19 protein-coding genes are annotated in these 23,053 nt (G+C 70.4%); 16 read left to right on the forward strand and 3 right to left on the reverse strand.

What is annotated here, in order from left to right; genetic code table 11:
- Positions 1–9: 9 nt before the first annotated feature.
- The gene (locus ACTWOL_RS30550; RefSeq protein WP_474294634.1) at positions 10–1,752 is read right to left on the reverse strand and encodes an IS1182 family transposase; all 1,743 of its coding nucleotides are present in this window, start codon (positions 1,750–1,752) and stop codon (positions 10–12) included.
- Positions 1,753–1,954: 202 nt separating this feature from the next.
- Positions 1,955–2,755, reverse strand: coding sequence for a YhjD/YihY/BrkB family envelope integrity protein (locus tag ACTWOL_RS30555; protein ID WP_474300080.1), 801 nt, complete (start codon positions 2,753–2,755; stop codon positions 1,955–1,957).
- Positions 2,756–3,331: 576 nt separating this feature from the next.
- Between ACTWOL_RS30555 and ACTWOL_RS30560 the strand changes: the two genes are divergently transcribed.
- The 10 genes from ACTWOL_RS30560 to ACTWOL_RS30605 all read left to right on the forward strand — a co-directional run bounded on the left by ACTWOL_RS30560 (position 3,332) and on the right by ACTWOL_RS30605 (position 14,698).
- Entirely contained in the window at positions 3,332–4,057 is a 726-nt protein-coding gene (locus ACTWOL_RS30560) for a GAP family protein (RefSeq protein ID WP_474300081.1), read from the forward strand.
- A 222-nt stretch (positions 4,058–4,279) separates the two neighbouring features.
- Positions 4,280–4,729, forward strand: coding sequence for a DUF6325 family protein (locus tag ACTWOL_RS30565; protein WP_474300082.1), 450 nt, complete (start codon positions 4,280–4,282; stop codon positions 4,727–4,729).
- Positions 4,730–4,818: 89 nt separating this feature from the next.
- The gene (locus tag ACTWOL_RS30570; RefSeq protein WP_474300083.1) at positions 4,819–5,124 is read left to right on the forward strand and encodes an SHOCT domain-containing protein; all 306 of its coding nucleotides are present in this window, start codon (positions 4,819–4,821) and stop codon (positions 5,122–5,124) included.
- Between the two features lie 280 nt (positions 5,125–5,404).
- Positions 5,405–6,790 (forward strand): chloride channel protein, encoded by a 1,386-nt coding sequence (locus ACTWOL_RS30575; RefSeq protein WP_474300084.1) that lies wholly within the window; start codon positions 5,405–5,407, stop codon positions 6,788–6,790.
- Positions 6,787–7,713, forward strand: a complete 927-nt coding sequence (locus tag ACTWOL_RS30580; RefSeq protein ID WP_474300085.1) for a cyclase family protein — start codon at positions 6,787–6,789, stop codon at positions 7,711–7,713. Before ACTWOL_RS30575 ends, ACTWOL_RS30580 begins: the two co-directional genes overlap by 4 nt.
- A 14-nt stretch (positions 7,714–7,727) precedes the next feature.
- Entirely contained in the window at positions 7,728–9,311 is a 1,584-nt protein-coding gene (locus ACTWOL_RS30585; RefSeq protein WP_474300086.1) for a GMC oxidoreductase, read from the forward strand.
- Between the two features lie 144 nt (positions 9,312–9,455).
- Positions 9,456–10,292, forward strand: a complete 837-nt coding sequence (locus ACTWOL_RS30590; protein WP_474300087.1) for an SDR family oxidoreductase — start codon at positions 9,456–9,458, stop codon at positions 10,290–10,292.
- 40 nt (positions 10,293–10,332) lie between these two features.
- Entirely contained in the window at positions 10,333–11,832 is a 1,500-nt protein-coding gene (locus ACTWOL_RS30595) for a cytochrome ubiquinol oxidase subunit I (RefSeq protein ID WP_474300088.1), read from the forward strand.
- On the forward strand, positions 11,829–12,881 hold the full coding sequence (locus tag ACTWOL_RS30600) for a cytochrome d ubiquinol oxidase subunit II (RefSeq protein WP_474300089.1): 1,053 nt from the start codon (positions 11,829–11,831) through the stop codon (positions 12,879–12,881). Before ACTWOL_RS30595 ends, ACTWOL_RS30600 begins: the two co-directional genes overlap by 4 nt.
- 11 nt (positions 12,882–12,892) lie before the next feature.
- Positions 12,893–14,698 carry a cation:proton antiporter gene (locus tag ACTWOL_RS30605; RefSeq protein WP_474300090.1) on the forward strand — a complete coding sequence of 602 codons (1,806 nt, stop codon included), beginning with the start codon at positions 12,893–12,895 and terminating at the stop codon, positions 14,696–14,698.
- Positions 14,699–14,772: 74 nt separating this feature from the next.
- On the opposite strand, the gene ACTWOL_RS30610 is transcribed toward ACTWOL_RS30605, so the two are convergent.
- Positions 14,773–16,656, reverse strand: coding sequence for a glycoside hydrolase family 15 protein (locus tag ACTWOL_RS30610; protein ID WP_474300091.1), 1,884 nt, complete (start codon positions 16,654–16,656; stop codon positions 14,773–14,775).
- Positions 16,657–16,867: 211 nt separating this feature from the next.
- Here ACTWOL_RS30610 and ACTWOL_RS30615 point away from each other — a divergent pair, with 211 nt between their 5' ends.
- The 6 genes from ACTWOL_RS30615 (at position 16,868) to ACTWOL_RS30640 (ending at position 23,013) form a co-directional block, all read left to right on the forward strand.
- Positions 16,868–18,115 carry a DUF2254 domain-containing protein gene (locus tag ACTWOL_RS30615; protein WP_474300092.1) on the forward strand — a complete coding sequence of 416 codons (1,248 nt, stop codon included), beginning with the start codon at positions 16,868–16,870 and terminating at the stop codon, positions 18,113–18,115.
- 156 nt (positions 18,116–18,271) lie between these two features.
- The gene (locus ACTWOL_RS30620) at positions 18,272–19,474 is read left to right on the forward strand and encodes an ROK family glucokinase (RefSeq protein ID WP_474300093.1); all 1,203 of its coding nucleotides are present in this window, start codon (positions 18,272–18,274) and stop codon (positions 19,472–19,474) included.
- Positions 19,471–20,046, forward strand: a complete 576-nt coding sequence (locus tag ACTWOL_RS30625) for a hypothetical protein (RefSeq protein WP_474300094.1) — start codon at positions 19,471–19,473, stop codon at positions 20,044–20,046. The genes ACTWOL_RS30620 and ACTWOL_RS30625 overlap by 4 nt, the downstream gene beginning before the upstream one ends.
- Before the next feature lie 37 nt (positions 20,047–20,083).
- Complete coding sequence (gene pcaDC / locus ACTWOL_RS30630; RefSeq protein WP_474300095.1) at positions 20,084–21,370, forward strand: bifunctional 3-oxoadipate enol-lactonase/4-carboxymuconolactone decarboxylase PcaDC; 1,287 nt, start codon at positions 20,084–20,086, stop codon at positions 21,368–21,370.
- A 99-nt stretch (positions 21,371–21,469) separates the two neighbouring features.
- Positions 21,470–22,102 (forward strand): MBL fold metallo-hydrolase, encoded by a 633-nt coding sequence (locus tag ACTWOL_RS30635; protein ID WP_474300096.1) that lies wholly within the window; start codon positions 21,470–21,472, stop codon positions 22,100–22,102.
- 125 nt (positions 22,103–22,227) lie between these two features.
- Positions 22,228–23,013 carry an exodeoxyribonuclease III gene (locus ACTWOL_RS30640; protein ID WP_474300097.1) on the forward strand — a complete coding sequence of 262 codons (786 nt, stop codon included), beginning with the start codon at positions 22,228–22,230 and terminating at the stop codon, positions 23,011–23,013.
- Positions 23,014–23,053 lie beyond the last annotated feature (40 nt).

A 23,053-nucleotide genomic window follows, 5' to 3' on the forward strand; every position in this document is an offset into this window, starting at 1 on the left:
CTCGTCCGCTCAGTCTCTGGCGGACCGCCAAGACCTCGGCCGGGGGATCCCGTGCTGGTCCAGGAAGTTCTGGAAGGCGGTCGGCGGCCGGGACGAAGGTGCTTGTCCGGTCGGCGGCCGTCGGCTGAGGCGTTCGATGTTTGCGGCGATGGCTGTGAACACGTGCTGTAGGTGGGCTTTCTGCTGTCCCCGGTAGCGGCAGCGGCGCATGCCGTGTCCGTGAACGAGCTCGTTGATGGTGCCTTCCACTCCAGAGCGGACCGCGTAGCGGGCCTGCCATTCGGGTGTCTGTTGTTCGGCGCGGACTCGGAGTTGCAGGTCACGGAGTTCTCGCGGGGGAAAGCCCACGGTTCGGGCGCTGTCGGTGGTGGTCGTGCAGCGGGTGCGGACCGGGCAGGGGCGGCACTGGCTCTTGGTGAACCGTGCCACGATCAGAGGTGCCGCGGTGGGTGAGGAGGTCGGATAGGGGCCGTGCCATCCGGCGCTGGTCTCGCCCTGCGGGCAGGTGACCTGCTGGCGGTCGAAGTCAATGTGGAAGTCGTCGCGGCCGAAGCCGTCGTTCTTGCGGTGCTGGCGGGTGGAGTTGACCGGCAGTGGCCCGGTGACCGTGACCTCGTGTTCGCGGGCTGCCTGCTCCAGATGGACCAGGGAGGTGTAGCCGCCGTCGACCAGGTGCTCGGCGGGCAGCAGCCCGCGGCGCTTGAGCCGGGTATGGATGCCGGGCAGAGCCTTCGCGTCGTAGCCGGTGGCGTCGGTGGTGGCCACATCTGTGATCACGTTGACGCCGTCAGGATCACAGGTCTCGGTGAGATGTGCGACGAACCCCTTCCAACGGGTGACATGTCCGCGGCGCGCGTAGCGGGCCGTCGGGTCGTAGGGCGAGACGACGGTGACGGCCGAGGGCGGCAGCCCGCCGTCCTCGGCGGTGCGCCAGCGCAGGCGGCCGGTCCCGTCGCGGTAGTAGTTCTGCACCATGATCTGCCGCAGGGCCTGGACCTGGGGACCGGACAGACGATCCGCCCCATGCTCCCCGACGTGCTCCAGCAGCCGGACGGCGTCGCCGCCGGTGGCAAGGATCCTGGTCTTGGGGCGGGTGGGGTTCTTGCCGAGACGGACCGGACGGCCGTAGCGGCGCCCCCACTCCTCGTCGACCAGGCCTGCCAGCAGGTGCGGAGCTGTGCCGGCCAGCTCTTCCAGCGCGGCGCGGACGGACTCGGTGACCAGCTCCAGCCGGGTCAGGTCGCGCACCGCGGCCAGGACGTGGGTGGAGTCCGTGCGCTGGGTGGTGCGCTCGCGGACGAGACCGGCCTCCTTCAGGCGCGCGAGCGCGAGGTCGAGGAGACGGTCGGCTCGGCCGCCCTCGGTGAGACGCTCGCGGAAGTCGGCCAGCACGCTGTGGTGAAAGCCTGGATCGTCCAGTTCCATGGCCAGCGCGTACTTGAAATCGATGCGGCAGCGAACCGCCTCGGCCGCCTGCCGGTCGGACAGACGAGCAGGAACTGCAGCACACAGACGGTGGCCAGCTGGGCAGGCGAGAGCCCGGGGCGGCCGTCGCGCGGGTAGCCAGTCGGCGAAGTCTTCGTCACGCCACAGCCCGCCCAGGTGGTCTCTCACCCACATCGCCGTTGTACCGCCCGGGTTGCTCGCTCGCGCCATCTGTACGGTCAGAGAAGGGACTTGCTCACCAGAGCGGGCATGGAGCGACAACGGGCACCTCGACAACTGCATCGGTCCTTGAACAGAGCCGAGCATGCCCGTTGATCATGCTGCCCCGCCGGGGATCCTCAAGATCCCCGACAGAGTCAAGTTAGGCGGCGCGTCCACGGCGACAGCTCCCGGGGCCGAACGCAGGGAGCGTCATCAGACTGGTCGTCGAGCAGGTTCTGGGCGATGGCCGCCTGGGGGAGGAACGCGGAACTCGGGAACTATGGCTCACCCACTCCCTGTCGGCCGGTCAGCCTCCGCCCGGCTCCACGGTGCCGGGCTCCGGCGTGCCCAGGTGCCGCGCCAGCCAGTGCTCCCGTGCCAGAACCGCCCCCGCCGTGATGCCGAGCGCGATGGCGACGCAGAACACGATCAGCCAGGACAGGACCGTGAACACCGGTCCCAGGGATCCGTACTCCTCCAGACTGCGGTTGAGCGCCCGGGGCATGTAGTACGCGCTGCCGATCGACAGCGCGGTGGTGACGACGCCGGTGAGCACCGCGCCGGGCAGCAGCGGAAGCCAGCGGATGAGACCGCCGAGCAGCAGATGCTGGGACCACCACCACAGCAGTGTCTGGGTCAGCAGTGTGACGGGCACGGCCAGCCAGAGGCCGAGGCCGAAGCCTTCGCGCACCGGCCCCTGCACCACTAGCACACTCAGCCAGACCACGATCCACACCAGCCAGCGCCAAGCGGCGATCTTGGTCCCGGTCCTCGGGATCAGCCAGGCACGTTTGCACAGCCGCTGCATCGCCCGGCTGCAGGCCGTGGCGGACAGCAGCACGATGAGCACGCCGACGACGCCGGTGGCATGGCGCAGACCGTCGCCGCCTGTCGACCGGTACACATGCTCCAGCTGCTCCTGCACCGCCCCCGAGACCCCGAGGACCGACTGCAACGAGCTGGTCAGCTGTTTGCGTACGGCCTCGGGGGCGAAGGAGCCCACCACGAACAGCAGGGGGATCGCGGTGAGGAAACACTGAGCGGCGAGCCGTGTCGCGGAGTCGAAGATGTTCACCGCGATCATGCGCGCCGTCAGACGCGTCACCACGGGGAAGCGCTGCTGTGTCCGGGTGACCGTGCCACGCGCGGAGTCGCCGTAGGTACGGAACCGGGCCGTCCACCATGACGGGCGCAGGAAGCCCGCCCGGCCTCGAGGGGCTCCGCTGCCCGGGGGATCGGGTTCCGGGGGACCCGTTCCCGGCGGAGAGGGCGCCATCAGCGGACCGGTGCCGCACCCGGATCCCGTGCTGCACGGCCCACGGCCGACGGTGCCGGTCCACGATCGGTCATGGCGTCGGTCATGGCGTTGCTCCTTCCCTGGGTCCAGGGTGGGGGACGCGGTCCGCACCGGCATCTCGGAGAACGGCGGACGGCGGACGGAGAAAGGCGGACGGAGAACGGGGAGCGGGGAGCGGAGAACAGGAGCGGCGTGCCCTGCCGGGGGCCGTGCCGCTCTGATTGCGGGGTGACATCACGGGGGGTGACGATGAACGGGCGAGCGGGCCGGTCCCGCCGGCGCGCGTCATGACCCGGGGTCGCCCCTGTGTCGCGGCGCCCGGCCGGCCGTAGGCACGTACGTACGTGGGCAATGAACCCTGCGGGGGACCCTGAAGAGGGGAGCGCCATGGTCCTCGACCTGCTCCTCATCGCCGTCGCCATCACGCTCGACCCGCTGCCGATCATGGCGTTCGTGCTGGTGTTGTCGGCACGCAAAGGCGTCTGGAAGGGCCTGGCCTTCATCCTCGGCTGGCTGGCGAGCCTGGTGGCGGTGATCGCCATCGTGCTGGTGGTGACCGGGGGCAATCCGCCCCCGCCCCGGTCACCGCCCTCGACGGCGGGCCTCGCGGCCAAGCTGGCCATCGGTGTCGGCCTCGTCCTCTACGGCGCCCACCGGCAGCGCCGGCAAGGCACGCCGGTCCGCAGGGCAGGCACGGCAGGCAAGGCCGGAACGGCAGGCAAGGCAGGCAAGGCAGGTACGGCAGACAAGGCGCGCAAGGCCCGCAAGCCCTCGCTGTCGGCCCGGGTCGACCGCGCCTCCCCGTGGTCCGCGGCCGTACTCGCCGTGTTCCTGCAGCCCTGGGGCCTGGTCGCCGCGGCCGCCACGGTGGTCGTCGAGGCCGACCTGTCCCATGTCGGCTCGTATCTGGCCCTGTTCGGCTTCTGTCTGCTCGCCACCGCGAGCCTGCTGGCCGCGGAGCTCTACACGCTCTTCGCGCCGGAGGCCGCCGGGGCCCGGCTGAAACGGCTGCGGGCGTGGCTGCAGCGTCATCAGGAGCCGGCCATCGTCTTCGGCAGTCTGATGCTGGGACTGTGGCTGATGGGCAACAGCATCTACCAGCTGACGAGTTGACACCGCTCCGGCGGCGACCGTCCCCGGCCCGGCCGTCGCCCCGGCCACCGGGTACCTGCCCTGACCACGGTCGTCGCGTCCCCGGGAGGGATACGCCCCGCCGGAAATGCGAAGCACCCATCCGAGTGCTGCAATGGCAGACAGGGTGCCGTGCTCCCTGGACCGGCCGCGTCGTGGCCACCGAGCCGCCCCGGACCGCTGACGCGTTCGCAAGGAGTGGTCATGATCGATGACGTCGAAGAAATGGGACCCGTCGACTACCTGGTCGTGGAATTTCCCGGCAACCGTATGACGGGCGAAGGCTTCCCCCTGCTCGTCGATCTGGCCGACCGCCAGATCATCCGCATTCTCGATCTGCTCTTCGTCCGCAAGGACACCGACGGTTCCGTCATGGTCATGGAGCTCTCCGACATCGGCGGAGAGCTCGATCTGACCGTCTTCGAAGGCGCATCGTCGGGCCTGCTCGGCCAGGACGACATCGACGAGGCCGGCGCGGCCCTGGAGCCGGGCAACTCCGCCGCGGTCCTCGTGTACGAGAACACCTGGGCGGCTCCGCTCGCCCGTGCCCTGCGGCGCAGCGGCGCCCAGCTGGTGGCCGGAGGGCGCATTCCGGTGCAGGCGCTGCTCGCCTCGCTGGACGCGGTCGAGGGGCAGGGATCGTCGGTGGTCTGAACCCAGCCGCGCGGGGAGGACTCCTGCCCCTTCGCAGGACTCCCGCACTTCACAGGACTCCCGCATTTCGCATCCACTGGGAGAGGAACATGCCAGGACTCATCCGTGGTGTCGCCCGTACCGCCGTGATCGCGGGGACCGCCACAGCGGTGTCCAACAGAGTCTCGCGGCGCCAGGCGGGCCGCTGGGCGCAGCAGGGCGACCAGCAACAGGAGCAGGCGGCACCGGCCGCACCGCAGCAGGCCGCCCCACCGCCGCCCCCGCCCGCGCAGACCGCGCCGGACGACGAAATGAGCAGCAAGATCGACAAGCTCAAGGAGCTCGGAGAGCTGAAGGCCCAGGGCGTCCTCACCGAAGAGGAGTTCGCTGCCGAGAAGGCCAAGGTCCTCGCCTGATTCGGCCGTGGCGGCCAAGACCCTCGCCACCATCGCCTGGGTCAGGGCAGCGATTGGGCCGCGCGGCGCGGGGCCCGGGCCACATGCAACGGTCCGGAAGCCGCGGGCCTTCATGCAACGGTCCGGAAGCCCCAGGCCTCTGGCCACGGTGTGGACCGAATCAAGAGGTACGCGGGATCCCGGCTCGGTATGAGCCGGACCCCGGCGGTACGGGCACCGCGAGCGCCGCACCGCCGGACGGCAGGGCATCGCAAGGGGGGCCGGGGAAGGGACGACCCCCATGACACAGCCGGGGCCGAGGGCTGCCGCATCCGCCGGCGGAGCCCAGCCGGAGGAGGCGGACCGGCTGCGGGATCTGCTGCGCACGCCCAGCTATCTCAAGACACTCGCGTTCTGCGCCCTCATCGGCATCCCCGTGTCGCTCATCGCGTTCTGGTTCCTCGTCGTGCTCCACAAGCTGGAACACCTCATGTGGGCCGATCTGCCAGAGGCACTGGGATGGTCCGGGCCGCCGTGGTGGTGGCCACTGGTGCTGCTCCCGGTCGCCGGAGTCATCGTCGCCCTGGTCGTCACCCGGCTGCCCGGAGCAGGCGGCCATGTCCCCGCGTACGGGCTCCACGCCGGGGGAGGCACCTCGTCCAAGGCTCTCCCGGGCGTCGTCATCGCCGCCCTCGTGAGCCTGCCGCTCGGCGCGACCCTGGGTCCGGAAGCACCGCTGATCGCCCTCGGTGGCGGACTCGCCCTGCTCTTCCGCGATCTCGCGCGGGCCCCGGCGACGCCTCAGAGCATGGCGCTCCTCGGGGCCGCCGGCGCCGCGTCGGCCATCGCGGCGATCTTCGGCAACCCGCTGATCGGCGCGGTGCTGCTGATGGAGGTGGCCGGGGTCGGTGGCTCCCAGCTGTTCGCCGTCATGCTCCCCGCCCTGCTTTCGAGCGGGGTCGGTGCGCTGGTCTTCACGGGCTTCGGCCGCTGGACCGGGCTCGAGGTCAAGGGCCTGCGGCTCGAACTCTCGGGGCCCTTCCCCCACCTGGACATCGGCGATGTGGTCTGGACGCTGGTGATGGCCGTGGCGCTCGCCGTCGTGGTGCACCTGATCATGACGGTCGGCCGGCTCGCCGCAAGGGCCGTCCCCGCACGGCCCTTCCCGGTCACGGTCCTCTGCGCACTCGGCGCCGGGGTCTGCGCGGCCCTGTACACCGTGATCACCGACCGCACACCCGTCGACGTCGCCTCGTCCGGGCAGTCGACGATGGCCCAGCTGTCGGACAACCCGCAGGCCTGGGGTGTCGGGGCACTGGTGGCCGTCCTGGTCTTCAAGGGCCTCGCCTACGCCCTGTGTCTGGGCAGTCTGCGCGGCGGTCCCATCTTCCCCGCCTTGTTCCTCGGAGCCGCGACGGGCGTGCTGCTCGCTCCTCTGCCCGGCCTCGGGTACATCCCGGGCATGGCCGCGGGGATGGCCGCGGTCACCGCGGCGGCGTTGCGGCTGCCCGTCAGCAGTGTGATCCTCGTGGTCATGCTGCTCGGCTCCGACGCCATGATCCCCGTGATCATCCTCGGTGCCGTGGTCGCCTTCGTCACCACGGAGCTGCTGCCCGCCGGACCCGGTGTGCCCGAAGAGGCGACGCCGCCGAAACCCGACCCGGCCGGTGCGCGGGGGACGCCATGAGCACGCGGATGACCCGGGACGCCTTTCAGGCCCTGTACGAGCGGCTGCGCGAGGAGACCCGGCAGGACCCGGGCGACCGGCGGGGCGCACTGAACCACCTCACGCCGGACCGGGTGGTCGCCGCGGCCGGTGAGGTCACCTCGGGACGCACCGTGTCGCTGGCCGCGACCATCGAGACCAGGACCGGGCCCGACAGCCCGGAACCCGCCGTCCACCGGATGACGGGCCCTGATCCGGACGACATCGGCGCCCCGGGACTGCAGTTCGCACGGGACCACTTCGCCATGAACGTGCACGGGGACGCCGACAGCCATCTCGACGCACTGTGCCATGTCATGTATGACGGTGCGCTCTACAACGGCGTTCCCGCGGACAGCCTGACACCGGATGGTGCCACCGCCCTCTCCGTCGCCCTCGTCAGGAACGGCATCGTGGGCCGCGGGGTGCTCCTCGACATCCCGCGGACCAGAGGCGTGCCCTGGCTCGAGCCGGGCGACCAGGTGACGGCCGATGACCTGACCGCCGCCGAGACCGCCCAGGGCGTACGGGCCGAGGCGGGGGATCTGCTGCTCGTCCGGGTCGGCCACCGCCGCCGGCGCAGGGAGCTCGGAGCCTGGGACGCCGCCGCGGCCAGGGCCGGCCTCCACCCGCAAGCCATGGAGTTCCTCGCCCGGCGCCGCATCGCGGTCCTGGGCGGCGACGGCAACAACGACACCGCTCCGAGCGCGGTGGAAGGAGTCGACTTCCCCGTCCATGTGCTGGCCGTCCAGGCCATGGGAGTGCATCTGATGGACTATCTGCAGTTCGAGGAGCTCGCACCGGTCTGCGCACAGGAAGGCCGCTGGAGCTTCCTGTGTGTGGTGGCACCACTGCGGCTGCCCGCCGCCACCGGTTCCCCGGTGAACCCGATCGCCATTCTGTGAGGACGGTGACCGCCATGAACGACTTCCCCCACTACGACGTCATCATCATCGGCACCGGCGCCGGCGGGGGCACCCTCGCCCATCGCATCGCCCCCTCCGGAAAGCGGGTGCTGCTGCTCGAGCGCGGGGACTACCTGCCGCGGGAACGCGACAACTGGGACTCCACCGCCGTCTTCGTCAAGGGCAAGTACCGCGCCCCCGAGTTCTGGTACGACAAACACGGCAACACCTTTCCGCCGGAGGTCAACTACTACGTCGGCGGCAACACCAAGTTCTACGGAGCCGCCCTCTTCCGGCTTCGCCCCCAGGACTTCGGCGAACTGCGCCACCACGGCGGGATCTCCCCGGCCTGGCCGATCCGCTACGAGGACCTGGAGCCGTACTACACCCAGGCCGAGCACCTGTACCTCGTCCACGGCCGGCACGGAGAGGACCCCGGCGAGGGGCCGGTGAGCGCGCAGTACGCGTATCCGCCCGTCCAGCACGAGCCGCGCATCCAGCAGCTGAGCGACGACCTCGAAAAGCGCGGACTGCACCCCTTCCACCTGCCCATCGGGGTCAATCTGCAGCAGGATGACAACGGCAGGGCCGTCCACTCCAGCGTCTGCATCCGCTGCAACCGTGTCGACGGCTTCCCCTGTCTGGTGCGCGGCAAGTCGGACGCCCAGGTGATCTGCGTCGAACCCGCCCTGCAACACCCCAACGTGGAGATGATCACCAACGCCCATGTGGTGCGTCTGGAGACCGACCCCACCGGGCGCAGTGTGCGAACCGTGGTCGCCGAACTCGGCGACGGCTCGCAGGCCCGCTTCACCTCCGATGTCGTCGTCGTCTCCTGCGGCGCCGTCAACTCCGCTGTCCTGCTGCTGTCTTCGGCCGACGACCATCATCCGGACGGTCTCGCCAACAGATCGGGCGTGGTGGGCCGCCACTACATGCGGCACAACAACCTGGCGCTGATGGCCGTGTCGAAGGAACCCAACGACACCCAGTTCCAGAAGACCCTCGCCCTGCACGACTGGTATCTGGGGGCCGACGACTGGGACTACCCCCTCGGCGGCATCCAGATGCTCGGCAAGTCGGACGCCGAACAGATCCACGGCGAGGCCCCGCGCTGGGCCGGTGCCGTGTCACCCGACATGCCCTTCGAGGTGCTCGCCCACCACGCGGTCGACTTCTGGCTCTGCGGGGAGGACCTGCCCCAACCGGACAACCGCGTCACCCTGGACCGTGACGGTGGCGTCCACCTCGCACTCGACGAGAAGAACAACATCGAGGGACTGAACCGGCTGCGGCACAAACTGCAGGGCATGCTGGGCCATCTCGGTATGCACGAACACCATCTGCTGTCACACAGCATCTATCTGCACAAGGGCATGCCCATCGGCGCGACCGCGCACCAGGCCGGGACGGTGCGCTTCGGTGACGACCCGGCCGGCTCCGCCCTGGACGTCAACTGCAAGGCACACGACCTGGACAACCTCTACGTCGTCGACACGAGCTTCTTCCCGAGCATCGGCGCGGTCAACCCCTCGCTGACGGCCATCGCCAACGCCCTGCGGGTCGGCGACCATATCGTGGAGCGACTGAGCGGTTGAGCCGGCCGGGGGAAGATCGGCCATCCAACGGCGCAACGGGCCGTGTGCCCGAGCCCCCGGACGGGTGCCCCGGTGCTTCCGTGGTGCGACGCGTGCCCGTGATACAGCGGGCCGCGGCATCGGAGGGACGTACCAGGAGGCAGTGTGAGTTCCCATGCCAGTGCGGCACCGCGGGTGGTCCCACCGCTGCTGAAGGGGCAGAAAGCGCTGGTCACCGGCGCCAACTCGGGCATCGGCAAGGCCACGGCCATCGCACTCGGCCAGGCCGGCGCCGATGTGGTCGTGAACTATGTCGCGGGACGTGAGGCCGCCGAGGACGTCGTCCGGGAGATCACCGGCCATGGTGTGCGCGCCGCCGCTTACGAGGCGGACGTCTCCCAGGAGGACCAGGTCGTCGCCATGGTCGAGCGAATGGTCCAGGAGTTCGGCACGATCGACATCATGGTCGCCAACGCGGGCCTCCAACGGGACTCCCCGTTCCCGGAGATGACCCTCGCCCAGTGGCAGAAAGTGCTGGACGTCAATCTCACCGGCCAGTTCCTGTGCGCCAGGGAGGCGACCAAGGAGTTCCTCCGGCGCGGTGTGGTCCCCGAGGTGTCACGTTCCGCGGGGAAGATCATCTGCATGAGCTCCGTGCACCAGCTCATCCCCTGGGCGGGCCACGTCAACTACGCCTCCTCCAAGGGCGGTGTACAGATGATGATGGAGACCCTGGCCCAGGAGCTGGCGCCCAAGAAGATCAGGGTCAACGCCATCGGGCCCGGCGCCATCAAGACGCCGATCAACACCGACGCCTGGGACACCCCCGATGCCGAGAAGGCCCTGCTGCAGCTCATCCCGTACGCCCGGGTCGGTGAGCCGGAGGACATCGCCTTCGCCGCCGTCGCCCTCGCCTCCGACCTCATGGACTACGTGGTGGGCGTCACGCTCTTCGTCGACGGAGGAATGACCCTTTTCCCCGGATTCGCCACGGGCGGATGACGCGCGCCCTTGTCCAAGGGCCCGACCACCGAAGGCACCCATGCACACTGCGGTCCACCTGCTGGCGGCCCTGCCGTCGGCCGACGCACCCGCCCAACTGCTCCCGGCCAGAGAGCTGATGGCGTTCACGCTCGCCTCGCACATCATCCTGGTGCCGATGGGAGTGGCGTTTCCGCTGATCACCCTGATCATGCACTACCGGGGACTGCGGAAGAACGACGCCGTCGCGCTGCTGCTCGCCCGGCGCTGGTCGGCGGTCATGGCGATCCAGTTCGCCGTCGGCGTCGTCACCGGTACCGTGCTCTCCTTCGAGTTCGGTCTGCTCTGGCCGGGTCTGATGGGCCGCTGGGGAGATGTCTTCGGCATCGGATTCGGCGTCGAGGCCTGGGCGTTCTTCCTCGAGGCCGTCCTCATCGCGATCTACCTCTACGGCTGGCGCCGCCTCCCGCCGAGGACCCACTTCCTGCTCGGAGTGCCGCTGCCCTTGACCGCGCTGCTCGGTGCCTTCGGCATCATCGCGGCCAACTCGTGGATGAACACGCCCCAGGGATTCACGCTCGACGCCGAAGGTGACCCGGTCGACGTCAGCGTCTGGAAGGCGATCTTCACCCCGATGTTCGGGCCCCAGTACTGGCACTTCGTGGTGGCGATGCTCGTCACCGCCGGCTATGTCGTGGCGGGCGTCTACGCCGCCGGCTGGCTGCGCGGCCGCAGGGACCGCTACCACCGCCTCGGCTTCACCGTCCCGTTCACGGTCGCGGCGGTGTTCACCCCCGTGCAGTTCGTACTCGGCGACGCCATCGCCCGAGCGGTCTTCCACAAGCAGCCCGTGAAGTTCGCCGCGATGGAGATCGTCTGGGAGACCGACACCCATGTGCCGGAGTACCTGTTCGGCCGGCTGCATCCCGACGGCAGCATCTCCGGCGGCATCAAGATCCCCCAACTCGACTCCATCCTGGCCGGGTTCAGCCCCTCCACCAAGGTCACCGGACTCTCCTCCGTCCCGGCGTCCGACCGGCCCAACGCCACCCAGGCCACCATCGTCCACTGGGCGTTCGACATCATGGTCGGCATCGGCTCGCTGCTGGTGCTGCTCGCGCTCTGGTACGCCTGGATCTGGTACCGCAAACGCCGGCTGCCGGCCTCGCGCTGGTTCTTCCGCAGCGCTGCCTGCGCCGGGGTCGCCTCCGTCATCGCGGTCGAATGCGGCTGGATCACCACCGAGGTGGGCCGCCAGCCCTGGATCGTCTACCAGAACATGAGGGTCGCCGAAGCGGTCACCGCGACCAGGTCCACCACCCTCTGGACGATGTTCGCCCTGGTGATCGTCGTGTACGTGTTCATCTTCGGCTCGTTCCTGGCCCTGCTGCTCGCGATGCGCACCCGCTGGCGGCAGGCGGACGCCGCAGCCGGCGCCGCACTCGTCGCCGAGGGCCCGGAGACGCTCACCCCCTACGGCCCCCGGCCGAGGTCACCGCGGGACGACACCGCGGCGGCCGGCGCCGGCGGAACCGGTTCCGAACGGGACGGCACACCATGACCACCGCGAACCTCATCGCCGTCGTCCTGCTGCTCGCGGTGGCCGCCTATGCCTGTGCCGGCGGCACCGACTACGGCGCCGGGTTCTGGGATCTGTTCGCGGGCGGCGCGGAACGCGGCAAGCGGCCCCGCTGGCTGATCGACCATGCGATGGCGCCCGTCTGGGAGGTCAACAACGTCTGGCTGATCTTCGTCTTCGTCATCATGTGGACCGGGTTCCCGGTGCTGTTCCAGACGGTGTTCTCGGCGATGTGGCTGCCGCTCGCGCTCGCCGCCGTCGGACTGGTGCTGCGCGGCGCGGGGTTCGCCCTGCGCAAGCCCATGCGGCGACTGTCCCGGCGGCGGCTGTACGGCGCGGTGTTCGCGGTCTCCTCACTGCTCACCCCGTTCTTCCTGGGCGCCGCCGTCGGAGGGATCGCCTCGGGCCGGGTGGCGCCGGGAACCGAGCCGTCGGCTGAGGCCTGGTCCAATCCCACCTCCGTCTTCTTCGGGCTGCTCACCGTCGCGGCGACCGCCTTCCTCGGAGCGGTGTTCCTGATCTCGGACGCCAGGCGCTTCGACGCGCCCGATCTCGTCGGCTACTTCCGGCGCAGAGCGCTCGGCACCCTGGCGGTCGTGGTGCTGCTGGGCGCGGCCGCGTTCGCCGTGACCCGCAACGACGCCCCGCACGTCTGGCACGGCCTCACCCACGGTGCCGGGCTGGTCTTCGTCGTCGTGGCCGTGGTCTGCGTGGCCGCCACCGCCTGGCAGCTGGTGCGCGATCCCGCGCGATGGACCCGTACGACCTCCGTCGGTGTGGTCGCGGCGGGCGTCATCGCCTGGGGACTCGCCCAGCGCCCGTACCTCATCCCCACCTCCCTGACGGTGCAGGACGCCGCCGGCGATCCCACGACGCTGGTCTGGCTGGCCTTCGTCACCCTTGTCGCGGTGCTCCTCGTCTGCCCGGCAGTCGTCCTGCTGTACTGGCTCGACACCCACGGCGAACTCGAGTCCCTCAGCGATGCCGATCTCCGGCAGGGCGGCTCCGATACCCCGGCCGACGGCGGCTGACGGGGCCCAGGGTGCTGAGCGCCGACGAGTTCCTCCTGGGCATCGCGCTGACCGTCGTGCTGGCCGTGGGCTCCCAGATCCTGGCGAGCCGGCTGCGGGTGCCCGCGCTGATCCTGCTGCTGCCCGCCGGATTCACGGCGGGGGCCCTCACCGATGTCGTCCAGCCCGACCGGCTCGCACCGCAGAACTTCCCGTCCATCGTCTCGCTGTCCGTCGCGGTGATCCTCTACGACGCCGGGCTCGGCCTCGAGCTGCGGCATCTGAAGGGGCGCACCCGCTCGGTCGTGGTCCGGCTGCTGGTGCTCGGCGTGCTGATCACCTGGGCGGCGGTCCTGGGCGTGGGCCCGGCGCTGTTCGGGGTGCCGCTCGCCGTAGCCCTGATGCTCGGCGTCATCCTCGTCGTCTCGGGCCCGACCGTGGTCGGCCCGCTGCTGGAGTACGTCCGGCCGTCGGAGCGGGTGCGGCGCATCCTGGTCTGGGAGGGGTCGCTGATCGACCCCGTCGGCGGGATCCTCGGCGCGCTGGTGTTCCACTCGATCCTGGTGGGCGGCTTCCAGGTCGGGAAGGGCTTCCACGTCGGGGAGTTTCTGATCAGCGCGGTGGTGGGGCTCGCGGGCGGAGTGGTGGGGGCGGTGCTGCTGTGGCTGGCCCTGCACACCCTTCGGCTCGGTGAGACGCTCGGCACCCTGGCCCAACTGGCCGTCGTCGTCGCGGTGTCGGCGTGCTGCGATGTGCTGCGGGACGACACGGGCCTCATCGCCGCCATCGTCGCGGGACTCGCGGTCGCCAACCTCCGCGGCCTCGACATGCCGGCCCGGCGCCCGTTCTTCGAGACCCTCGTCCAGCTGATCATCGGGCTGCTGTTCGTCTCCATCTCGGCGTCCGTCACGCCCTCTTCCGTCCGGCCCGTGCTGCTGCCCTCGCTCGGTCTCCTCGCCCTGCTCGTCCTGGTGGTGCGCCCGCTCGTCGCCTTCCTGTCGACCTCGCGGTCCGGGCTCACGGGCGGGGAGCGGGCGTTCATCGGCTGGATGGCCCCGCGCGGGATCGTCGCCGCGTCCACCGCTTCGGCTTTCGCGGGCAGCCTGGACGAAGCGGGCCTGCCCGGCTCGGCCACCATCCTCCCGGTCACCTTCCTGGTGATCGTGGGCACGGTGCTGGTGTACGCGCTGACCGCGGTGCCGGTGGCGGGGTGGCTCGGGGTCTCCCGGCCGGCCCGTACCCGTCCGCTGCTGGTGGGAGGCGAACCGTGGACCGTCGGCCTCGGACGGTGCTTGAGGTCCGCCGGGCTCGACGTACTGATGTGGGCGGGGCCCGAGGAGCAGCGGAATCGGATCGAACAGGCCGGGCTGGCGCTGGCCCCCGGTGAACTGCTGGCGACGGCCACGGCGCCGAAGGCCCAACTCGAGGGCATCACCGCGGTCTTCCTGCTCACCGACGACGACGACTTCAACGACCTGCTCTCGATCGTGGTGCAGGACAGTGTCGAGGAGCCGGTCCACCGGGTCGGGCCACCGAACGACAGCGCAGGCGCCGTCGCCCGTTACAGCGACCGGGACATCCTCTTCGGACGGGGGCTGCTGCGGCGTGAGCTGACCGCCCGCTACGAGCGAGGGGCGCGTTTCGTCCTGGGCGCGCCCGGTGAGGACGTCCCCGCCGGGCACGACCTGCTGTTCGTGGTGCGGGCCGACGGCCGGCTGGAACCCGTCACCGCGTCGCGCGCCGTGCGTCCGGGGCCGGGGGACAGGGCCGTCCTGCTGGGCCCGGCGCCGCTGGAGGCGGCGGCGGCCGCGGGCGTCCGGCCGGGCGCCGAAAGGTGACGCGCGGCCGTCGGCGCACGCTCGTACGCCGACCGCCGCGGCCCACCTCCGTGAGGGGAGAGCGCCGAGCCGGATCAGAGGAAGGAACCGGTGCCCTTTCCCGACAGCGCGGTGCCGTCCGACTCGATCCGGTTGAGCTCCTTGTCCAGGGTCAGCGCCGTGTCGATGAACGCCAGATGGGTGAACGCCTGGGGGAAGTTTCCGAGTTGGCGGCCGGTCAGGTCGATCTCCTCGGAGTACAGGCCCAGATGGTTCGCGTACGTGAGCATCTTCTCCAGCACGAGCCGCGACTGGTTCAGTCTGCCGGCCCGCGCCAGCGCGTCGACATAGGTGAACGTGCAGAGCGAGAAGGTGCCTTCGGAGCCGCTCAGTCCGTCGGGCGAGGCCTCGGGGTTGTAGCGGTAGACCAGGCTGTCGTTGACGAGCTCGCGGTCCATGGCGTCGAGGGTGGAGATCCACATCGGGTCGTCGGGGGTGATGAAGCCGACGGTGGACATCCGCAGCAGTGAGGAGTCGAGCACTTCGCTGCCGTAGTGCTGGACGAACGCCTGCCGTTCGGGATCCCAGCCGCGGGTCATGATCTGCTCGTAGAGCTTGTCGCGCTCCGCGTTCCAGCGGGCCATCGAGGCCGGGCGGCCGCTCGCCGCGGCCAGCCGCAGCGCCCGGTCGAAGGCGACCCAGGACATGACCCTGCCGTAGGTGAAGTCCTGGCGCCCGCCCCGGGTCTCCCACAGCCCCTCCTCGGGCTGGTCCCAGTGGTCGGTCAGCCAGTCGACCAGCGTGCGCAGGGAGCCCCAGCCGCGGTGGTCCAGCTGGATGCCGCGCTCATGGGCGAAGAAGATGCTGTCCAGCGCCTCGCCGTAGATGTCGAGCTGCAGTTGGTTGGCCGCCCCGTTGCCGATGCGTACCGGGCTCGAGCCCGCGTAGCCCTCCCAGTGGTCGAGTGTCTCCTCGACCAGGTCGGAGGATCCGTCGACCCGGTACATGATGTTGAGCGGACCGGAGTCGCCGGGCCGGTCCGCCTGTTCGTGGACACGGTCGCGCAGCCAGCCGATGAACGCCGCCGCCTCCTCGGTGAATCCCAGCCCCAGCAGGGCGTAGACGGAGAAGGAGGCGTCACGGATCCAGGTGAAGCGGTAGTCCCAGTTGCGCTCGCCGCCCAGTTGTTCGGGCAGTCCCGCGGTCGGCGCCGCCACCAGTGCGCCGCTCGGCGCGTAGGTCATCAGCTTCAGCGTCACCGCCGAGCGCTCCACCGCTTCCCGCCAGCGGCCGGAGTAGCGCGACTGGCGGAGCCAGGAGCGCCAGAACTGGACGGTCTCCTCGAAGAGTTCCACGAACTCGTTGTGGCTGATGTGCCGCGGCGGCCCGTCGGCGAACGTCTCGATCACGACACCGCGCTCCTGGCCGGCCTGGAGCGTCAGTCTGAAGTGCAGATCCTGGTCGTCGCCCATGAAGAGGGGCACGAGCCGTACGTCCTCGGGTTCACGGACCGCGTGGACCGTCAGTTCCATGCCGTCCGCCTCGAACACGGCGCCCTTCTCGGTGAAGTGCAGCTTGTGCGGGATACGGCCGTAGTCGAACCGAGGGGCGATGTCCACGTCGAAGGTGAGGCTGCCGCGTACACAGCGCAGCAGCCGGACGAGCCGGTGCCGGTCGGTGGCGGCGGTCCCCGTCACCGGCATGAAGTCGATGACTTCGCCGGCTCCCCCCTCGGTCATGAAGCGGGTGACGAGAATCGCGGTGTCCGGCAGGTACAACTGCTTGGTGGCGTAGGTGGTGTCCGTGGGCGTGACCTTGAAGTGTCCGCCCTTCTCGCTGTCGAGGAGCGCCCCGAAGATGCTCGGTGAGTCGAACCGCGGGGTGCAGTACCAGTCGATGGTTCCGTTGGTGGTGACCAGTGCCGCTGTCTGCAGGTCACCGATCAGGCCATGGTCCTCGATCAGGGGGTAGTCGCCCATCCTGAGCCCCTTTCGCCCCGGCGGGAGGTACATGCCACCGCATGCATGCCACCATCAGCTTAGACACTCCGGGCATTTCAGGCTTTTCGTGGCAATTAGTGCTTCCTGGGTGGTGGCACTACCGTGGAACAACACATGCACACCAGGTGATCCCGGGGGCGCGATGCTCATGATGTCCTGGGCGCGGAGGTTCCAGCTGAGGCAGTACACCATGGCCAGCCTGTGGATCCTGCCGCTGTTCGGCGTCGTGATCGGCGCCGTTCTCGCCGACGCGGCGGTATGGCTCGACGACCAGGTCGATCTGCCCCCCGGCTGGGAGTACTCGGCGACGACCGCGAGCAGTGTGCTCAGCTCGATCGTCGGAGCGATGATCGCCCTCCTCGGGTTCGTCGTGACCATCGGCGTCCTCGTCGTCCAGCAGGCGACGGGCACGTTGTCGCCGCGCTATATGCGGCTCTGGTACCGCGACCGGCTGCAGAAGGCGGTGCTCGCGACCTTCACCGGCACCTTCGCCTTCTCCTTCTCCCTGCTGCGCAACGTCGAGGCGGACTTCGTGCCCGATATCGGAGTCACACTGGCGGGAGCCGCGGTCGCGGTGAGCCTGGTGCTGCTGCTCATCTATCTCAACCGTTTCATCCACAACCTCCGGCCCGTGGCCATCGCCTCCCTGGTGACGCGGTCGGGACAGGAGATGCTCGACCGCGGTGCGTCCCTCGCGGAGAGCGGGGTCCTGCGGGGCGCCGCGCCCACGGAAGAGCTCCGCACCGGACCGGTGACCAAGGTGACCACCGAACAGGGCGGGACGATCCAGGGCATCCAGCCCGTGCGGCTCAGGAGGGCCGCCGAGCGGTACGACTGCGTGCTCGTGCTGACCCACCCGGTCGGCGACTTCGTGCCGCCCGGTGCCACGCTGATCGAGATCCATGGGACGGCTCCGCCCGACCCCCAGGCCCTCTCCGGAGACATCGCCCTGGGAATCGAACGGACCATCGAGCAGGATCCCGGCTTCGCGCTGCGCATCCTGGTCGACGTCGCGATCAGAGCGCTCTCGCCGGCCGTCAACGACCCGACCACCGCCGTCCAGGTGCTGAACCACATCGAGGCCTATCTGCACGGCATCGGCAGCACGGACCTCCAGCCCCGCTATGTCCTTCACGACAGCCGCGGCGCGCCCCGCCTCGTGGTGCCCGGGCGGTCCTGGGAGGACTTCCTGCAAATGGCCGTGACCGAGATCCGCGAGTACGGCGCCACCTCCGTCCAGGTCTGCCGACGGCTGCGGGCACTGCTGGAAGGGCTGCTGGACGTCCTGCCGGAAAGCCGCGCCCGTGCGGTGCGTACCGAGCTCGCGCTGCTCGACGACTCGGTGGACCTGGTCTTCACCGACGCCGCCCGGCGGGCCATGGCCCTCACGCCCGACCGCCAGGGCATCGGGGGCAGATCCTCCGGCACTCCGGAGTGAGAAGCGACACGCGAGCGGCCCCCGCGGGCCCGGCATTGCGGGAAGGGCTCCCTCGGGCTCACCGGGCCCCGGGGGTGCCCGGATGGCACAATCGGGCACGGCGGTCGCCACCCGCCTCCGCCCGACCGGACCACATCCATCACTCACAGGGACGCCGTGAGCACGTACCGTGACTTCGCCCACAGGGGCTCCGCCCGGGCCGCCGTCCTGCGGACCGCCGGCACACGGGAGCGGCGCTCGCATCTGAGCGCACCCCGCGTCCCGACCGTGGGGATCGACATCGGCGGCACGAAGGTGATGGCCGGCGTCGTCGACGCCGACGGGGTCATCCTCGAGAAGATCCGCACCGAGACCCCCGACAAGTCCAAGAGCCCGAAGGTCGTCGAGGACGTCATCGTCGAACTCGTCCTCGACCTCTCCGACCGGCACGATGTGCACGCCGTCGGCATCGGGGCGGCGGGCTGGGTCGACGCCGACCGCTCCCGGGTCCTCTTCGCCCCACATCTGGCCTGGCGCAACGAGCCCCTGCGTGACGCGCTGGAGAAGCGGCTCGTCGTCCCCGTCATGGTGGACAACGACGCCAACACCGCCGCGTGGGCCGAGTGGCGCTTCGGTGCCGGCCGTGGCGAGGACCATCTGGTCATGATCACGCTCGGCACCGGCATCGGCGGCGCGATCCTGGAGGGCGGACAGGTCAAGCGGGGCAAGTACGGCGTCGCCGGAGAGTTCGGCCATATGCAGGTGGTCCCCGGCGGTCACCGCTGCCCCTGCGGCAACCGCGGCTGCTGGGAGCAGTACAGCTCGGGGAACGCCCTCGTCCGCGAGGCCCGGGAGCTGGCCGCAGCCGACTCCCCGGTGGCGTACAACATCATCGAGCGGGTCAAGGGGAACCTCTCCGACATCACCGGGCCGCTGATCACCGATCTGGCCCGGGAGGGCGACGCCATGTGCGTCGAGCTGTTCCAGGACATCGGCCAGTGGCTCGGCGTCGGCATCGCCAATCTCGCCGCGGCCCTCGACCCCTCCTGCTTCGTCATCGGCGGAGGCGTCAGCGCCGCTGACGATCTGCTGATCGGCCCTGCACGCGACGCCTTCCGCCGCCACCTCACCGGCCGCGGCTACCGGCCCGAGGCGCGGATCGCCAAAGCCCAGCTCGGCCCCGAAGCGGGTATGGTCGGCGCCGCCGACCTCGCGCGGCTGGTCGCCCGGCGCTTCCGCCGCGCCAACCGGCGCCGCGTAGAACGCCACGAGCGGTACGAGCGCTACGCCCAGGCACTGCGCAACGCCGGCGGGAACGGCGGCGGCAACGCCAAGACCGGCGGGACGGCCCGCACCACTCCCCAGGAACCCTCCTCATGACCGTGCCCCGACAGACCGCACATCCGGACGACACCCTGCGCCCCCCGGAGGACCGCAGGCACATGATCGTGCGCCGCGTCCTGACGCTGCTCGTCATCGTGCTGCTCATCGGCGTCCCGGCGGGCTATCTGGTCATCTCCGCGGAGCAGAGCCGGGAAAGCGGCCGCGACAAGGAGGCCGAGTCGTCGGCCACCGGCCTGCGGGAGCACTGGCCGTCCAAGATGAAGCGACGCGTCTTCGAGGTGCCCGTCCCGTCGAAGTCGACCGAGGTCGCCTACTACGAGACCTCCAACTGGAAGACCAGCCGGCTCTACGTCACCTTCCGGACCACCGCCACCGGCCTCGACCTCTTCCTCAACGAGATCGGCAGCACCCGTTCCGAGCTGAAGACCGGCGACATCACCATCGGCGAGCGCGACGCGGCCACCGCGGGCTGGACCTTCGGGCCCGAGGGCATGTGGTCGGGCACCACGCACCCGCAGTCCGACCCCCGGCCCAGCCAGGACATCACCGTCAATCTGACCGATCCGTCCTCACCCGAGGTCTTCGTCGTCTCGACCACGACCCCCTGATCCGGAACCGATGCCTCCGTTCACTACTGTGGAGCGGGTGAGTGAGACCCAGTTGCCGCTGCCATCGAAGACCCTGCAGTACCGGATCGACGGACCGGACGACGCACCCGTTCTGGTCCTGGGGCCGTCACTGGGTACCACCTGGCACATGTGGGACCGCCAGACGCCGGAGCTGTCCCAGCGGTGGCGGGTCCTGCGCTTCGATCTCCCCGGCCACGGCGGGGCGCCCGCCCACCCCGCGGCCTCGGTGACCGAGCTCGCCGAGCGGCTCGTCGCCACCCTCGACGAACTCGGCGTTCAGCGCTTCGGGTACGCGGGCTGCTCCATAGGCGGCGCCATCGGCATCGACCTCGCCCTGCGGCTGCCGCACCGGGTCGCGGCCCTGGCCCTGGTCGCCGCCTCGCCCCGGTTCGGCACAGCCGACGAGTTCCGCAGACGCGGAGTGATCGTCCGTACCAACGGCATGGACCCGGTCGCCCGTACCGCGCCCGAGAGCTGGTTCACCCCCGCCTTCGCCGCCGCGCAGCCCGCGATCGTCGAGTGGGCCGTCCAGATGGTGCGCACCACCCACCCCGACAGCTATGTCGCGGCCTGCGAGGCCCTCGCTGCCTTCGACGTGCGCGCAGGTCTCGGGAGCATCGGCGTCCCCACGCTCGTCGTGGTCGGCTCCGAGGACCAGCTGACCGGACCGGCCGAGGCCCGCACCCTCGTCGCCGGCATCCCCGACGCCCGTCTCGCCTTGGTCCCGGGAGCCTCTCACCTCGCGCCGGTGGAGCAGCCGGGGGCCGTCACCGACCTGCTGACCCGCCACTTCTCCGTGGCCTGGCAGGACACCCTGACCGCGATACCGGAACCGCCCATGGCGCCGGGATTCTCCGGCCCCACCCCCGCCGCGGAGCCCGTCCCGGCCGTAGGCCGGCACCATACGGGCGCGGCCGGCCGCCCCGATCCGTTCCAGGCAGGGATGAAGGTCCGCCGTGAGGTGCTCGGGGACGCCCACGTGGACGGGGTGCTGGCGGGAACCGACGTGTTCACCGCCGACTTCCAGGAGCTCGTCACCCGGTACGCCTGGGGCGAGGTCTGGACCCGCGACGGCCTGGACCGCCGCACCCGCAGTGCGGTCACGCTCACCGCCCTGGTCGCCGGCGGACACCAGGAGGAGCTGGCCGACCACATACGCGCCGCCCTCCGCAACGGCCTGACCCCGGCCGAGATACGCGAGGTCCTCATCCAGGCCGCGGTCTACTGCGGTATCCCCGCCGCGAACTCGGCCTTCCGGGTCGCCCAGGCGGTGATCTGGGAGGAGACGACCCCGCAGCCGTAGGCCACCGGCCGGCCACCGGGGGTAGGCTCATGATCACGCGCCGCGCCGGCCGCGGACCGGTCGGCCCGCCGGCGGCACGCGAGAGAGGAGTTCACCCCGGTGAGGCTCACGAAGAAGTCGCACGCCTGTATCCGTCTGGAGAAGGACGGATGCACGCTCGTCATCGACCCCGGCGCCTTCAGCGAGCAGGACGCGGCCGCGGGCGCGGACGCCGTCCTCGTCACCCATGAGCACCCCGACCACTTCGACGAGGCGAGGCTGCGGGTCGCCCTGGACGCCAACCCCGCCGCGGAGATCTGGACGCTGAGCAGCGTCGCCGAGCGGCTTGCCGCCGCGTTCCCCGGCCGGGTCCACACCGTCGGCGACGGCGACACCTTCAGCGCCGCCGGATTCGACGTCCAGGTGCACGGACAACTGCACGCGGTCATCCATCCCGACCTGCCGCGCATCACCAACGTCGGGTTCCTGGTGGACGGTTCGGTCTTCCATCCCGGAGACGCCCTCACCGTGCCCGGGCGGTCCGTGGACACGCTGATGCTCCCGGTGATGGCCCCGTGGAGCAAGGTCTCCGAGGTCATCGACTATGTGCGCGAGGTCCGTCCGCGCCGTGCGATCGACATCCACGACGCGCTGCTGACGGAACTGGCGCGCCCGATCTACGACACCCACATCGGCAATCTGGGCGGCGCGGAGCACACCAGGCTCGCGTCGGGAGCCTCGGCGGAGCTCTGACCACGGTCCGGAGCGAAGGCTCTGGGGCCGCGACCGGGATGGCCCGGTACTGCCGGATTCCGGTCGATCCCCCACCGTTCTTCGACGGACGCCCGGCTGTCACACCCCGCGGTTACGCTTGCGGCATGCGCATCGCCACGTTCAACGTCAATTCGATCACCGCCCGGCTGCCGCGGCTGCTCGCCTGGCTGGAGAGCAGCGGCACCGATGTGCTGTGCATCCAGGAGACCAAGTGCACGGCCGAGCAGTTCCCGTCCGACGCGCTGAAGGAGCTGGGCTACGAGTGCGCGGTCAACGCCGACGGCCGGTGGAACGGCGTGGCGGTGGTCTCCCGGGTGGGGCTCGACGACGTCGTCGCCGGGCTGCCCGGCGGCCCCGCGTACGGCGGAGTCCAGGAGCCGCGGGCGCTGAGCGCCACCTGCGGTCCGGTCCGGGTCTGGTCGGTGTACGTGCCCAACGGCCGGGAGGTCGCCCATGAGCACTATGTGTACAAGCTGGCCTGGCTGGAGGCGCTGAAGACGGCCGTCGCCGAGGACGCCGCGGGCGGCCGCCCCTTCGCGGTGCTGGGCGACTACAACATCGCCCCGACCGACGACGATGTGTGGGACCCCTCGTTCTTCGAGGGGATGACCCATGTGACACCGCCGGAGCGGGCCGCGCTCGCGGGGCTGCGCGAGGCCGGCCTCGCCGATGTGGTGCCGCGCCCGCTCAAGTACGACCACCCGTACACCTACTGGGACTACCGCCAGCTGTCCTTCCCCAAGAACAAGGGTATGCGCATCGACCTGGTGTACGGCAACGAGCCGTTCTCCAAGGCCGTCAAGGACAGCTATGTCGACCGTGAGGAGCGCAAGGGCAAGGGCGCGTCGGACCACGCCCCGGTCGTGGTCGATCTCGATCTCGACCGCTGAGGTTCCGCGTCCCCGGGGACCGCGGCCTCCGGGGACGCCC

It is taken from the genome of Micromonospora sp. IBHARD003 (genome assembly GCF_056106285.1).